Source organism: Metapseudomonas boanensis, assembly GCF_018704125.1.
GTDB lineage: Bacteria > Pseudomonadota > Gammaproteobacteria > Pseudomonadales > Pseudomonadaceae > Metapseudomonas > Metapseudomonas boanensis.
Map to the genome: position 1 here is coordinate 106,136 of NZ_JAGTIS010000011.1, position 14,209 is coordinate 120,344.

The window sequence follows — 14,209 nt, forward strand, 5'->3', positions numbered from 1 at the left end:
GTCTGGTTTTGATTGTCTTCCGTTATCTCTCCCGCGAGGTCTTGATCACCCTCAGTGCGGTCAGCGCCGTATTGCTGGTAATCATCATGAGCGGCCGTTTCATCAAGTACCTGGCCCAGGCTGCCCAAGGGGTTCTGGACCCGGGCGTGCTGTTCATGATCATGGGCTACCGGATTCCAGGGTTCCTTCAACTGATCCTCCCGCTGGGCCTGTTCCTCGGCTTTCTGCTGGCTTACGGACGCCTCTATCTCGACAGTGAGATGACGGTGCTGACCGCTACGGGCATGAGCCAGCAGCGCTTGATGGTCTACAGTCTGGCGCCGGCCACCCTGGTCGCCTTGCTGGTGGCCTGGTTGAGCATGGGGCTGGCGCCGCAAGGCGTGAGCGAGGTTGGCCGCATCCTTCAGGAACAGGATGCGCTGACCGAGTTCGACACCCTGGTGCCCGGTCGCTTCCAGGGCCTCAAGGGTGGTGGACGGGTTACCTATACCGAGGCGTTGTCCGCCGACCGCGCTGAGCTGGGCGGGGTGTTCATCTCCGAGAAGCGCGTATCGCGTGAAAATGGCAAGGATCGCGGCATTGGCGTGCTGGTCGCCGAGAAAGGGCGTCAGGAAATCCAGCCTGATGGCAGCCGCTACCTTATCCTCCAGAACGGTTACCGCTACGACGGAAATCCGGGCAAGGCCGATTACCGCATTATCCATTACGAAACCTACGGGGTACTGTTACCCAAGCCGGAAATCAGCGCCGAAATCGGCGAGCGCGAGGCGGTGCCGACCTCGGAGCTGATCGGCAGCGCCGATCCGCGCTACCAGGCCGAGTTGCAGTGGCGCCTATCGATCCCGTTGCTGGTATTTGTGGTCACGCTGCTCGCTGTTCCGTTGTCGAAAGTGAACCCACGCCAAGGGCGCTTCCTCAAGCTACTGCCGGCGATCCTGCTCTACATGGCTTATCTGTCGCTGCTGATAGCCGCGCGGGGGCAACTGGACAAGGGGCGTATCCCCATGGTGCTTGGTCTGTGGTGGGTGCACGGGTTGTTCCTGGTGATCGGTCTGTTGTTGCTCTACTGGGAGCCTCTGCGCCTGAAGTGGGCGGCCCGTCGTGATGCCCGTGAGGTGGCCCATGGTTAAGTTGGATCGCTACATCGGTACCAGCGTGCTGTTCGGCATTCTTGCTGTGTTGGGGGTCATTGTCAGTCTTGCGGCGTTGTTTGCGTTCATCGATGAGTTGGGCGACGTCGAGGGTGGCTATGGCGTGATGGACGCGGCCTGGTACGTGTTCCTGACCTTACCCCGTAGGCTCTACGACATGCTGCCGATGGCAGCCCTGATTGGCAGCCTGATCGGTCTCGGATCATTGGCCAGCAGCAGCGAGCTGACGGTCATGCGTGCGGCGGGCGTCTCCATTGGGCGCATCGTCTGGGCCGTCATGAAGCCGATGCTGGTGCTGATGCTGGTAGGCATCCTGGTCGGCGAGTACGTTGCCCCCTGGAGCGAGAATCTGGCGCAGGCCAACCGCTCCTTGGCTCAGGGTGGAGGCGATGCGCAAAGCTCCAAGCGTGGTCTCTGGCACCGCCAGGGCGAAGAGTTTGTGCACATCAACGCCGTGCAGCCCAATGGCATTCTCTATGGCGTGACCCGTTACCGCTTCGATGCCGAGCGCCATATGCAGGCTGCCAGCTTCGCACGTCGAGCAATGTTCCAAGGTGATCACTGGCTGCTGGAGGATGTGAAGACGACCCATTTCCGCGGCGACCATACCGAAGTGGCGGATGCAGCCAGCGAGCGTTGGGATGTGCAACTCGATCCGCAGCTGCTCGGCACGGTGGTGATGGAGCCCGAGGCGCTGTCCATCAGCGGGTTGTGGCGATACGCCCACTACCTGGCGGAGCAGGGACTGAATAATGGGCGCTACTGGTTGGCCTTCTGGATCAAGGTGTTGCAGCCCCTGGTGACTGCCGCCCTGGTGCTGATGGCGATCTCCTTCATATTCGGGCCCTTGCGCTCCGTGACACTGGGGCAGCGGGTGTTCACCGGGGTTGTGATTGGCTTTGTGGTGCGCATCAGTCAGGACTTGCTGGGGCCCTCGAGCCTGGTGTTCGGATTCTCGCCGCTGCTGGCGGTGCTGATTCCAGCGGGCGTCTGTGCCTTGGCTGGCGTCTGGCTGTTGAGGCGGGCAGGGTGATCGTAGCCAATCCGCGATGAACAAAAAGCCGGCTCAATGCCGGCTTTTTGTTGTTTGGGTCATTTCTTGTGAATGCCCTTCGGAAGTTGCACCACCTGGCTTTCGGAGTAGAGGTCGTGCCAGGTGCGTTTTTCCTTGTCCCAGAGACTCCAGAGGAAGCCCAGGCCCAGGCACAGCCAGGAGCCGATGGCGACTACGAAGCGTAGCGTCGCCTGCCAAAGGCTTATGGCTGTGCCGTCCTTGTTCTGTACGCGGATGCCCCACACTTGCATGCCGAGGGTCTGGCCGGTGTGCGTCCAGAACTTGGCGAAGAAGGCGAACAGGCTGAAGAACACGAGAGTGGCGAGGACTGGGTCGCCATCGAGGGCTCCAGCGTCGGCAAGCTGTCTCATGCGCTCCTCGCCGTGAACCATGATGCGCATTGCCTGATAGGCAAAACCCACCACCAGGATCATCGCAGCGCAAAGCAGGAAGTCGTAGAACATGGCCGCAAAACGTCGGATCAGGCCGGCAGATGGAAATTCGCCCTGAGGGCGCAAGTGGTGTTTCGGCATTGCAGGCTCTTGGCGTGAGGGAGGCGCCATTCTAGCAGCCGAGCGCTGCGCACAAAAAAGCCCCTGATGTTTCCATCAGGGGCTTTTGCAAAGCTCAGGAGATCAGTTAACGATCTGAACCTGATCAGCCTGCATGCCTTTCTGGCCTTGCACGGCTACGAAAGTGACCTTCTGGCCTTCTTTCAGGCTACGGAAGCCGGAGCCTTCGATAGCGCGGAAGTGAACGAACAGATCCGGACCGCTCTCAGGGGTAATGAAGCCAAAACCCTTCTCGTCGTTGAACCATTTTACGGTGCCGGTTTGACGATTCGACATATCTTGTTTCCTTGAAACTGAAGTTGATGACAGCCTCCTGCTCCCGCTTGGGCAAGAAGGGCTGGAACTGGTTGCAAAGAGGTAAGAGAAGTCGAGCGGGATGTAGCGGATCTGGTGATCTACCGCATCAGGTCACGATTCAACAGCGACCCATGCAAACACAGTTGGCTCACTCTACGCTAAGTTTTGCGTAATTGCCAATCCCCCGTAGGGCCTATCTTACAAGGGGTATTCATGGGTACTGCGGCAGGCCGGATTTACCGGGTGTGGCAGGCAACTTGAGGAGGGAATTGCAGATATCGTGGTGCCCCGGGAGAGACTCGAACTCTCACTCTGTCGCCAGAAACGGATTTTGAATCCGCCGCGTCTACCGATTCCGCCACCGAGGCACGATGGGCGCGCAGTATAGGGAGGCGCTCAGGGTCGGTCAATCCGTCTTCGTGGTCAGCTTCGTACATTTCCGGTATTATTTGCGCCCCTGCGATACGACCCCCACCATGCGCGTAGCCGATTTTCACTTCGAGCTTCCTGAAGCTCAGATTGCCCGCCATCCACTCGCTGAGCGCCGGGCCAGCCGACTGCTGGTTCTGGATGGTGTCAGTGGCCAGCTCAGCCATCGGCAATTCGCCGACTTGCTGGAATACCTTCGTCCCGGCGACCTGATGGTCTTCAATAACACGCGAGTGATTCCAGCTCGCCTGTTCGGCCAGAAAGCGTCCGGCGGCAAGCTTGAGATACTGGTCGAGCGCGTGCTGGACAGCCATCGCGTGCTGGCTCACGTCCGCTCCAGCAAATCTCCCAAGCCAGGCTCCTTCATCTTTATTGATGGCGGCGGTGAGGCAGAGATGCTGGCGCGCCATGATGCGCTGTTCGAGTTGCGCTTCACCGAAGAGGTGCTTCCGCTGCTGGAGCGCGTCGGCCACATGCCGCTGCCTCCTTACATCGACAGGCCTGACGAGGATGCTGACCGCGAGCGCTATCAGACGGTCTATGCCCGGCACGCCGGTGCCGTTGCGGCGCCCACTGCCGGTCTGCATTTCGATCAGGCCATGCTGGAGGCTATCGCCGAGAAGGGCGTTGCCACGGCTTTCGTCACCCTGCATGTCGGAGCTGGCACCTTTCAGCCCGTGCGCGTAGAGCGCATCGAGGACCACCACATGCACCATGAGTGGCTGGAAGTTGGCCAGGATGTCGTGGATGCGGTGGCGGCATGTCGTGCGCGCGACGGTCGTGTGATTGCAGTAGGGACTACCAGTGTTCGTTCGCTGGAAAGTGCAGCCCGTGACGGGCAGCTGAAGGCGTTCAGCGGCGATACCGACATCTTTCTATATCCGGGCAGGCCATTCCACGTGGTCGATGCCTTGGTGACCAACTTCCACTTGCCTGAATCCACCCTGTTGATGCTGGTCTCGGCCTTTGCCGGCTATGCGGAGACCATGGCGGCCTATGCGGCGGCAGTGGAAGGGGGCTACCGCTTCTTCAGTTACGGTGATGCCATGTTCATCACCCGCAATCCCGCTCCGCGCGGGCCCGAGGACCCAGCATGACCCGCACCTGCCGAATGAACTTCGAGCTCTTGGCCACCGATGGCAAGGCCCGTCGCGGCCGTTTGACCTTCCCGCGTGGCGTGGTGGAAACCCCTGCTTTCATGCCAGTCGGCACCTACGGCACGGTGAAGGGCATGCTGCCGCGCGATATCGAGGCAATCGGTGCGCAGATCATCCTCGGCAACACGTTCCACCTTTGGTTGCGACCGGGGATGGAGGTGATCAAGCGCCATGGCGACCTGCATGACTTCATGCAATGGCAGGGGCCGATCCTCACTGACTCCGGAGGTTTCCAGGTGTTCAGCCTGGGCGCTATGCGCAAGATCAAGGAGGAGGGGGTGACCTTTGCTTCCCCGGTAGACGGCGCCAAGGTCTTCATGGGGCCGGAGGAGTCGATGCAGGTCCAGCGCGACCTGGGCTCCGATATTGTGATGATCTTCGACGAATGCACGCCCTATCCGGCTGACTTCGACGTGGCCAAGCGCTCCATGGAGCTGTCGCTGCGCTGGGCCAAACGCTCGAAGGTCGCCCATGGCGAATGCACTGCAGCGCTGTTCGGCATTGTTCAGGGCGGTATGCATGAAGAATTGCGCATGCGCTCTCTGGAAGGCCTGAGCGCGCTGGATTTCGATGGACTGGCCATCGGTGGGCTTTCCGTTGGTGAGCCGAAGGAGGAGATGATTCGCGTCCTCGACTACCTGCCGGCGCAGATGCCAGCCGACAAGCCTCGCTACCTGATGGGGGTGGGCAAACCCGAGGATCTTGTGGAGGGTGTGCGCCGGGGCGTGGACATGTTCGACTGCGTGATGCCGACCCGTAATGCGCGCAACGGCCACTTGTTCATCGAGACGGGTGTGCTGAAGATCCGCAACTCGGTGCACAGGCACGACGAGTCTCCCCTGGATCCGACCTGCGATTGTTACACCTGCAAACACTTCTCCCGTGCCTACCTGCATCACCTCGACAAATGCGGTGAAATGCTGGGCAGCATGCTGAATACAATCCACAACTTGCGCCATTACCAGCGCCTGATGGCTGGTTTGCGCGAGGCTATCCAACAGGGTAAATTGGCCGCCTTTGTCGATGCCTTCTATGCCCGACGTGGCTTGCCAGTGCCGCCTCTGGATTGAGTCGAAGCAATCGTTTCAAGACCTGGATATTCAAATCCTTATAACAGGAGTTTTACATGAGCTTTCTGATTCCCGCCGCTTATGCCGACGCCGCCCCGGCCGCTGCTGCTGGCCCCGCCGGTACCGGTTTCGAGTGGGTTTTCCTGGTCGGCTTCCTGGTCATCTTCTACCTGATGATCTGGCGTCCCCAGGCCAAGCGCGCCAAGGAGCACAAGAACCTGCTTACAAGCCTGCAGAAGGGTGATGAAGTGGTGACCTCTGGTGGTATCGCCGGCAAGGTGGTCAAGGTCTCCGATGACTTCGTCGTCATCGAGGTGTCCGACACTGTCGAGCTGAAGTTCCAGAAGGCGGCCATCGCAGCGACCCTGCCGAAGGGCACGCTGAAAGCCATCTAACGAATCACGGATTACCATCGACGGGGCGCTTGAGGCGCCCCGCGTCATAACGGGCGGTGTCATGCTCAACAAATATCCACTGTGGAAGTACCTGCTGATCCTGGCTGTGCTGGCGATTGGTTTGGTCTATTCCGCTCCCAATCTCTATCCGGATGATCCGGCCATTCAGGTCAGCGGTGCCAGCACGGCGCTGAAGATCCAGCAGGCTGATCTGGACCGGACCATCGAAGCCCTCAAGGGCGCGGGCATCGAGGTCAAGGCCGCCTCCCTGAGTGAGCGCGGTGGTTTGCTGCGTCTGACCAAGCTGGCTGATCAGCTGCCGGCCAAGGATGTGGTGCGCAAGGTCCTGGGTGACGATTACGTGGTGGCCTTGAACCTGGCACCGACCACTCCGGATTGGCTGCGCAATCTGGGCGCCACGCCGATGAAGCTGGGCCTCGACCTTTCCGGTGGCGTGCACTTCCTGCTGGAAGTCGACATGGAAAAGGCGGTATCGGCTCGTGTGAAGATATACGAAGGTGAAGTCCGTGCCCTACTGCGCAAGGAGCGTGTCCGGTACCGCAGCCTGCCGGCCCAGGACAATGGCTTCCAACTCGGCTTTACTGACCAGGATTCCCTCGACAAGGCCCAGTCGCTGATTCGCAAGAGCTTCACCGACTTCGACCTGACCACCACTGAGCGTGGCGGCCAGCAGGTCCTGCAGCTCGCCTTGAAACAGGCCAAGCTGGCGGAGATCCGCGAGTATTCCATCAAGCAGAACCTCACCACCGTCCGTAACCGCGTCAACGAATTGGGCGTGGCGGAACCGATCGTGCAGCGCCAGGGCGCCAACCGCATTGTGGTCGAGCTGCCGGGCGTGCAGGACACTGCTGAAGCGAAGCGTATTCTTGGCAAGACTGCCAACCTGGAGTTCCGCCTGGCGGCCGAGCCGACTGCCAGCAAGGCATCCACAGAATCGTTCGAATTCCGTGAGCCGGGTCGTCCGCCGGTGCCGCTGGAGCGCAGCCTGATCATCACCGGCGACCAGGTCACTGATGCCCAGGCCAGCTACGACGAGAACGGTCGCCCGCAGGTGAACATTCGTCTCGACGGCCATGGCGGCGAGCTGATGAGTCGCGCTACCCGCAATAATGTGGGCCGCAGCATGGCGGTGATCTTCATCGAGCAGCGTCCGATGACCCGCTATGTGAAGCAAATGGTCGACGGCGTCGAGCAGGAAGTGGCAGTACAGAGCTTCAAGGAGGAGAAGAAGATCATCAGCCTGGCGACCATTCAGTCGCCGCTGGGCAGTCAATTCCGCATCACGGGCCTGGATGGCCAGGGCGAGTCCTCCGAACTGGCACTGCTGTTGCGTGCGGGTGGTTTGGCCGCGCCAATGTATTTCGCCGAGGAGCGGACCATTGGCCCGAGCCTGGGGGCGGAAAACATCATCAAGGGCATCGAGTCCACCGAGTGGGCGATGGTCTTCGTCTCCTTGTTCATCATCGCCATTTACCGCTTCTTCGGCTTCCTGGCGACCATTGCACTGGCATTCAACCTGGTGCTGCTGGTGGGGCTGATGTCGGTGATCGGGGCGACACTGACCCTGCCAGGTATTGCCGGTATCGTACTGACCCTGGGTATGGCGGTGGACGCCAACGTGCTGATCTACTCCCGTATACGCGAGGAGCTGGCCAATGGCCTGTCGGTGCAGCGGGCAATCCATGAGGGCTTTGATCGCGCCTACACCGCGATCGTCGACAGTAACCTGACCACGCTGCTGGTCGGCGGCATCCTGTTCGCGTTGGGGACAGGTCCGATCAAAGGCTTCGCTGTGACCATGTCGCTGGGGATCATCACTTCGATGTTCACCGCCATCATGTTCACCCGTGGCATGGTCAACCTGATCTTCGGTGGCCGCAACTTCAAGAAACTGTGGATTTGAGGTCTTGCCATGATCAAGTCAACCATTCGTTTCATGGCGATACGCAATCTTGCGTTCTCCATTACCCTAATCATCAGCCTCATCGGCATTGGCAGTCTGTTCGTCAAGGGTCTTAACTTCGGCCTGGACTTCACGGGCGGTACGCTGATCGAGCTGGCCTACGAGCAACCCGCCAATCTCGACCGGATCAAGACCGAGCTGGGGCAGGTGGGTTATGAGGATGCCGTGGTGCAGAGCTTCGGTGCCTCAACCGACGTTCTGGTGCGGCTTGCTGGCGATGACCCGCAACTGGGTAACCAGGTTGCCGAGGCGCTGCGAAAGGTCGATGCCGAGAGCAAATTTGTGCTCAAGCGCGTCGAGTTCGTTGGTCCGCAGGTGGGCGAAGAGCTGCGCGACCAGGGTGGTCTCGCAATGCTGCTGGCGCTTGGGGGCGTCCTTCTCTACCTGGCCTTCCGCTTCCAGTGGAAGTTCGGTGTAGGGGCGATTGCCTCGCTGGTGCATGACGTGATCGTGACCCTGGGCATCCTGGCGTTCTTCCAGATCCCCTTCGATCTCACCGTGCTGGCAGCCGTGCTGGCGATGATTGGTTACTCGTTGAACGACACCATCATCATCTTTGACCGTATCCGCGAGAACTTCCGGGTGCTGCGCCGTGCCGACTTGATCGAGAACATCGACGTGTCCTGCACCCAGACTCTGCTGCGGACCATTGCTACTTCCGTCTCTACGGCGCTGGCATTGTTCGCTCTGCTGATCTTCGGTGGTGACAGCTTGCACGGCTTTGCCTTGTCGTTGCTGGTGGGTGTGGTGGTGGGTACCTACTCCTCCATCTATATCAGTGCGCCGGTGCTGATCTGGCTGAAGCTGACCTCAGAGGATCTGATCCCGCCAGCGGCGACTGCCGAGGCGGATGATCGTCCCTGAGGGAGCGTTGATCGAAGTCTGCACACAAGGCCCGGCATAGTCGGGCCTTGTCGTTTCTGGTGATGCCGTCGGATAGTCAGCGACTGCCGTCCGATTTGTCTGATTATTCTGGTGTGGCTGGGAACTTGCGTATTGGCTGCTCATCCAAGGCAAGGAGTGGGCATGATTGCCCGGTAGGGAAGAGAATCAGGAGGTTCATGTGAACAAGTCGATGCTCGTCGGTGCCATTTTGGGTGCGGTCGGCGTGACTGCCGGCGGCGCCGTTGCAACCTATAAACTGGTTGGCAGCGGGCCGGAATATGCCGAAGTGCTCGCTGTCCAGCCGGTCAATGAAACAATCCAGACCCCACGGGAGGTTTGTAATGACGTGGCGGTCACACGACAGCGCCCGGTGAAGGATCAACACCAGATCGCGGGTACCGTGATTGGTGCCGTGGCTGGCGGCCTGTTGGGCAACCAGGTTGGTGGTGGTACGGGCAAGAAGATCGCTACCGTGGCGGGAGCTGTAGGTGGTGGTTATGCCGGCAACAAAGTGCAGGAGCACATGCAGGCCAGTGACACCTACACGACCACCGAGACTCGATGCAAGACGGTGACCGATACCAGCGAGAGGCTGGTGGGTTACGACGTGAAGTACCAGATTGACGGCAAGGTCAGTCAGGTGCGGATGGATCATGATCCGGGTAGCCGTATCCCGCTGACTGAAGAAGGGCAATTGGTTCTGACCCAGCAGCAGTCGGCAGGTATTCAGCAGTAAAAGCAGGATCGAGCCATAAAAAAACCCGGCCTAGGCCGGGTTTTTCGTGTGAGTGCTGAATCAGCGCTTCAGTGAGTGGGGCAGGTGCGGCTGGATAGCCGTCAATACGGCCTTGAAGCACTTGGTGTTGCCTGCTACCACATGGCCCTTTTCGAGGAATTCGTGGCCGCCGTTGAAGTCGCTGACCAGGCCGCCTGCTTCTTGGACCAGTAGGGCGCCCGCGGCCATATCCCACTCGGAGAGGCCGAATTCCCAATAGGCATCGAAGCGGCCAGCTGCGACATAGGCAAGGTCCAGGCTGGCGGAGCCGGCGCGGCGGATGCCGGCGGTCTGGCCAACCAGGCTGCGGAACATGCCGAAATAGTTGTCGAGGTGATCCATTTGGCTGTCGCGGAACGGGAAGCCGGTCCCCAGGAGTGCGCCTTCCAGGCTCTTGCGCGGACTGACGCGCAGGCGGCGACCGTTCAGGGCTGCGCCGCGGCCGCGGCTGGCGGTGAATTCTTCCTGGCGGACCGGGTCGAGGACTACTGCATGTTCCAGGCGACCTTTGTACTTGCAAGCGATGCTCACGGCGTAATGGGGGACTCCGCGGATGAAGTTCGTGGTGCCGTCCAGCGGATCGATGATCCACTGGTAGTCCGCGCCTTCACCGCTGCCTTCAAGTACGCCACCTTCTTCGCCGAGGATGCCGTGGTTCGGGTACGCCTTGCGCAATGCCTGGACGATGGTCAGCTCGGCTGCGCGATCGACCTCGGTGACATAGTCCTTGGCATCCTTCTCGTTGATCGAAATAACGTCCAGGCGTTCGATCGAGCGGAAAATCAATTCACCGGCGCTGCGGGCGGCGCGCAGGGCGATATTCAGCATAGGCTGCATGGGGAGGTCACCTGGGTCGTTAAAGAAAGCCGCACATGGTATCAGAAAATGTCCTGTGCAGGCAGGGGAGGTGCCATGTTTCGTGGCGTCGGGGCGGGGGCTCCGGTAATATTCCGCTCCCCCCTGGCGTTCTGGTGAGAGGCAAGGCGTTGCTGCATAACATTCGTGTGGTGCTGGTCAATACCAGTCATCCCGGCAATATCGGTGGTGCCGCGCGCGCCATGAAGAACATGGGCCTGTCGCGCCTGGTGCTGGTCGATCCCGAGGATTTTCCCAGCGTGGAGGCGCTCGCCCGCGCTTCCGGGGCTGACGACCTGTTGGCCAATGCCCAGGTGGTCAATACCCTGGAAGAGGCGCTGGTGGGTTGCAGTCTGGTGCTTGGTACCAGCGCCCGCGACCGGCGCATTCCGTGGCCGTTGCTCGATCCGCGTGAGTGCGGGCGCGCTGCGGTTGAGCAGGTCCAGCAGGGTGGTGAAGTCGCGCTGGTGTTCGGTCGCGAGTACGCCGGCCTGACCAATGAGGAGCTGCAGCGTTGCCAGTTCCATGTGCATATCCCTTCCGATCCGGATTTCTCTTCCCTCAATCTCGCGGCTGCTGTCCAGGTATTGACCTATGAGGTGCGCATGGCCTGGCTGGCGGCGGAGGGCAAGCCCACCAAGACGGAGAAGCTGGAAACCACCGCGATGCTCAATGCGATGCCAGTGACCATGGACGAGTTGGAGCTTTTCTATGGGCACCTCCAGAGCACGCTGGTGGAGATCGGTTTCCTTGATCCAGAAAAGCCGCGTCACCTGATGTCGCGTCTGCGTCGACTTTACGGGCGCAGTGGAATCAGCAAGCTTGAGATGAACATCCTGCGTGGCATCCTTACTGAGACCCAGAAGGCTGCGCGTGGGGAAATACAGAAGCGGAGAGACTCCTGATGTTAGAGCGCATGCGAGAAGACATTCAAAGCGTTTTCCACCGAGATCCGGCGGCGCGCAATGCCTTCGAGGTGCTCACGTGTTATCCAGGGTTGCACGCAATCTGGCTGCATCGTATCGCCCATGCCCTTTGGGTGGCTGGCTGGAAGTGGCTTGCGCGCCTGGTGTCGAATTTTGGTCGCTGGCTCACCGGGATCGAGATTCATCCTGGGGCGAAGATCGGTCGCCGATTCTTCATCGATCATGGGATGGGTATCGTCATCGGCGAGACGGCCGAGATCGGTGATGATGTCACGCTCTACCAGGGTGTGACCCTGGGTGGCACCAGTTGGAACAAGGGCAAGCGCCACCCGACGCTTGAGGATGGTGTCGTGGTGGGGGCGGGTGCCAAGGTGCTTGGGCCGTTCACTGTGGGTGCAGGGGCCAAGATCGGCTCCAATGCCGTGGTGACCAAAGCTGTTCCGGCTGGTGCGACCGCAGTTGGCATTCCGGGGCGGATCATCGTCAAGGCCGATCCGGAGCAGGAGGCCAAGCGCCAGGCGATTGCCGAGCGATTCGGGTTCGATGCTTACGGTGTCGGCCAGGATATGCCCGACCCTGTGGCGCGTGCGATCGGTCACTTGTTGGATCATGTGCAGGCCGTGGATGAGCGGCTTGATGGCATGTGCAAGGCGCTTACCGCCCTGGGCAGTGACTACTGCGCCAAGGCCCTGCCGGAGCTTCGCGAGGAAGATTTTGCGGGGGTCAAGGACGAGGAAAGCAAACCGGTTTCCTGATACCCCACCAAAGGGGCGGTTTCTGCTATGATGCGCGCCCCTGCAAGATATAATCCCGACTGTTTTGATAGGTCTTATAGTTGACTTAAACAGTCGGGAATTGCATACTCGCTGCACTTCAGCGATTCCGTGGTATCCACCATGCGATTGACCACCAAAGGCCGTTACGCCGTCACCGCCATGCTTGACTTGGCGCTGCATGCGCAGCATGGGCCGGTTTCTCTGGCCGATATCTCCGAGCGGCAGGGCATATCTCTGTCTTATCTCGAACAGCTTTTTGCCAAGTTGCGTCGTGGCAACCTGGTTAGCAGTGTGCGTGGCCCGGGCGGCGGGTACCAGCTGTCCCGTGATATGCACGGGATTCACGTGGCTCAGGTGATCGATGCGGTCAATGAGTCTGTGGATGCCACCCGTTGCCAGGGGTTGGGCGACTGCCACTCCGGCGATACCTGCCTGACCCACCACCTGTGGTGCGACCTGAGTCTGCAGATCCATGAGTTCCTCAGCGGCATCAGTCTGGCTGACCTCGTCAACCGTCGCGAGGTCCAGGAAGTCGCTCAGCGACAGGATCAGCGCCGTTGTGGAAGCAGCGACAGGGCGTCACACCTCGATAAGATTGAAGCGTCCGCCATCGATTGAGCGGGGCGCTGGCCGGATTGGCCTCGATACCTGATAGGAGAGCCCAGATGAAATTGCCGATTTACCTCGACTACTCCGCTACCACGCCAGTGGATCCGCGGGTTGCCCAGAAAATGAGCGAATGCCTGCTGGTCGATGGCAATTTCGGTAACCCGGCCTCGCGTTCCCACGTGTTCGGCTGGAAGGCTGAAGAGGCGGTGGAAAATGCCCGTCGTCAGGTGGCCGAGCTGGTGAATGCCGATCCGCGCGAGATCGTCTGGACCTCCGGTGCCACCGAGTCCGATAACCTTGCGATCAAGGGCGTGGCACACTTCTACAGCAGCAAGGGCAAGCACATCATCACTTCGAAGATCGAGCACAAGGCGGTGTTGGACACCACTCGCCAGCTCGAGCGTGAAGGCTTCGAGGTCACCTACCTGGAACCGGGTGAAGACGGTCTGATTACGCCGGCGATGGTCGAGGCCGCGCTCCGCGATGACACCATCCTGGTCTCGGTCATGCACGTGAACAACGAGATCGGCACCATCAATGACATCGCGGCCATTGGCGAGCTGACCCGCTCCCGCGGCGTGTTGTTCCATGTCGATGCTGCCCAGTCCACCGGCAAGGTCGAGATCGATCTCGAGAAGCTCAAGGTCGACCTGATGTCCTTCTCCGCCCACAAGACCTACGGCCCGAAAGGCATTGGCGCTCTTTATGTGCGTCGTAAACCACGCGTGCGTCTGGAAGCCATGATGCATGGCGGTGGTCACGAGCGTGGCATGCGTTCCGGCACGCTGGCGACCCACCAGATCGTCGGCATGGGCGAGGCGTTTCATATCGCCAAGCAGGAGATGGCCAGCGAGACCAAGCGTATCAAGGCGCTTGCTGATCGTTTCTGGGCGCAAATCGATGGCATGGAGGAGGTCTACCTGAACGGAAGCGCTACTTCTCGCGTGCCGCATAACCTCAATGTCAGCTTCAACTACGTTGAGGGCGAATCCCTGATCATGGCGCTGAAGGACCTTGCGGTGTCCTCCGGCTCGGCCTGTACTTCGGCCTCCCTTGAACCGTCCTATGTGCTGCGTGCTCTGGGTCGCAACGATGAGTTGGCGCACAGTTCCATTCGTTTCACCTTTGGTCGTTTCACGACCGAAGAAGAGGTTGACTACGCGGCTGCCAAGGTTCGTGAGGCAGTGCGCAAGCTCCGTGAATTGTCCCCACTGTGGGATATGTACAAAGAGGGCGTCGACCTCTCCCAGGTCGAATGGCAGGCGCACTGACGC

The 14,209-nt window shown here is 60.2% G+C and carries 15 protein-coding genes and 1 tRNA gene; 12 read left to right on the forward strand and 4 right to left on the reverse strand.

Annotated elements, in window-relative coordinates; genetic code table 11:
* The first annotated feature begins 8 nt into the window (after positions 1-8).
* Both lptF and lptG read left to right on the forward strand, forming a co-directional pair.
* Positions 9-1,130 carry an LPS export ABC transporter permease LptF gene (lptF, locus tag J7302_RS18950; protein WP_215378237.1) on the forward strand — a complete coding sequence of 374 codons (1,122 nt, stop codon included), beginning with the start codon at positions 9-11 and terminating at the stop codon, positions 1,128-1,130.
* Entirely contained in the window at positions 1,123-2,184 is a 1,062-nt protein-coding gene (lptG, locus tag J7302_RS18955) for an LPS export ABC transporter permease LptG (protein WP_215378240.1), read from the forward strand. Before lptF ends, lptG begins: the two co-directional genes overlap by 8 nt.
* A gap of 59 nt (positions 2,185-2,243) precedes the next feature.
* Here the strand turns inward: lptG and J7302_RS18960 are convergent, their stop codons facing one another.
* From J7302_RS18960 to J7302_RS18970, 3 genes are all read right to left on the reverse strand, one after another.
* Positions 2,244-2,738: an RDD family protein gene (locus tag J7302_RS18960; protein WP_215378243.1), complete on the reverse strand. Its 495-nt coding sequence runs from the start codon at positions 2,736-2,738 to the stop codon at positions 2,244-2,246.
* 102 nt (positions 2,739-2,840) lie between these two features.
* Complete coding sequence (locus J7302_RS18965; protein WP_215378246.1) at positions 2,841-3,053, reverse strand: cold-shock protein; 213 nt, start codon at positions 3,051-3,053, stop codon at positions 2,841-2,843.
* Between the two features lie 302 nt (positions 3,054-3,355).
* Positions 3,356-3,442: transfer RNA gene (locus tag J7302_RS18970), tRNA-Leu, on the reverse strand.
* 108 nt (positions 3,443-3,550) lie between these two features.
* Here J7302_RS18970 and queA point away from each other — a divergent pair.
* The 6 genes from queA to J7302_RS19000 all read left to right on the forward strand — a co-directional run bounded on the left by queA (position 3,551) and on the right by J7302_RS19000 (position 9,730).
* Positions 3,551-4,600, forward strand: coding sequence for a tRNA preQ1(34) S-adenosylmethionine ribosyltransferase-isomerase QueA (gene queA / locus J7302_RS18975; RefSeq protein WP_215378249.1), 1,050 nt, complete (start codon positions 3,551-3,553; stop codon positions 4,598-4,600).
* Positions 4,601-4,614: 14 nt separating this feature from the next.
* Positions 4,615-5,730, forward strand: a complete 1,116-nt coding sequence (gene tgt, locus J7302_RS18980) for a tRNA guanosine(34) transglycosylase Tgt (RefSeq protein ID WP_215378430.1) — start codon at positions 4,615-4,617, stop codon at positions 5,728-5,730.
* Positions 5,731-5,786: 56 nt separating this feature from the next.
* The gene (yajC, locus tag J7302_RS18985) at positions 5,787-6,125 is read left to right on the forward strand and encodes a preprotein translocase subunit YajC (RefSeq protein ID WP_215378254.1); all 339 of its coding nucleotides are present in this window, start codon (positions 5,787-5,789) and stop codon (positions 6,123-6,125) included.
* A gap of 61 nt (positions 6,126-6,186) precedes the next feature.
* Positions 6,187-8,049, forward strand: coding sequence for a protein translocase subunit SecD (gene secD / locus J7302_RS18990; RefSeq protein WP_215378257.1), 1,863 nt, complete (start codon positions 6,187-6,189; stop codon positions 8,047-8,049).
* A gap of 12 nt (positions 8,050-8,061) precedes the next feature.
* Positions 8,062-8,973: a protein translocase subunit SecF gene (gene secF / locus J7302_RS18995; protein ID WP_215378432.1), complete on the forward strand. Its 912-nt coding sequence runs from the start codon at positions 8,062-8,064 to the stop codon at positions 8,971-8,973.
* A gap of 199 nt (positions 8,974-9,172) precedes the next feature.
* Entirely contained in the window at positions 9,173-9,730 is a 558-nt protein-coding gene (locus J7302_RS19000) for a glycine zipper 2TM domain-containing protein (RefSeq protein ID WP_215378260.1), read from the forward strand.
* A 60-nt stretch (positions 9,731-9,790) separates the two neighbouring features.
* Here the strand turns inward: J7302_RS19000 and suhB are convergent, their stop codons facing one another.
* Positions 9,791-10,606 (reverse strand): type III secretion system regulator SuhB, encoded by an 816-nt coding sequence (gene suhB, locus J7302_RS19005; protein WP_215378263.1) that lies wholly within the window; start codon positions 10,604-10,606, stop codon positions 9,791-9,793.
* Positions 10,607-10,755: 149 nt separating this feature from the next.
* Between suhB and trmJ the strand changes: the two genes are divergently transcribed.
* From trmJ to J7302_RS19025, 4 genes are all read left to right on the forward strand, one after another.
* Positions 10,756-11,529: a tRNA (cytosine(32)/uridine(32)-2'-O)-methyltransferase TrmJ gene (gene trmJ / locus J7302_RS19010; RefSeq protein WP_215378266.1), complete on the forward strand. Its 774-nt coding sequence runs from the start codon at positions 10,756-10,758 to the stop codon at positions 11,527-11,529.
* The gene (gene cysE, locus J7302_RS19015; RefSeq protein WP_215378270.1) at positions 11,529-12,305 is read left to right on the forward strand and encodes a serine O-acetyltransferase; all 777 of its coding nucleotides are present in this window, start codon (positions 11,529-11,531) and stop codon (positions 12,303-12,305) included. The genes trmJ and cysE overlap by 1 nt, the downstream gene beginning before the upstream one ends.
* Positions 12,306-12,446: 141 nt before the next feature.
* A complete protein-coding gene (gene iscR, locus J7302_RS19020; RefSeq protein ID WP_215378273.1) occupies positions 12,447-12,944 on the forward strand; it encodes a Fe-S cluster assembly transcriptional regulator IscR in 498 nt (165 codons plus the stop codon).
* A gap of 47 nt (positions 12,945-12,991) precedes the next feature.
* The gene (locus J7302_RS19025; RefSeq protein ID WP_215378276.1) at positions 12,992-14,206 is read left to right on the forward strand and encodes an IscS subfamily cysteine desulfurase; all 1,215 of its coding nucleotides are present in this window, start codon (positions 12,992-12,994) and stop codon (positions 14,204-14,206) included.
* The last annotated feature ends 3 nt before the right edge of the window (positions 14,207-14,209 follow it).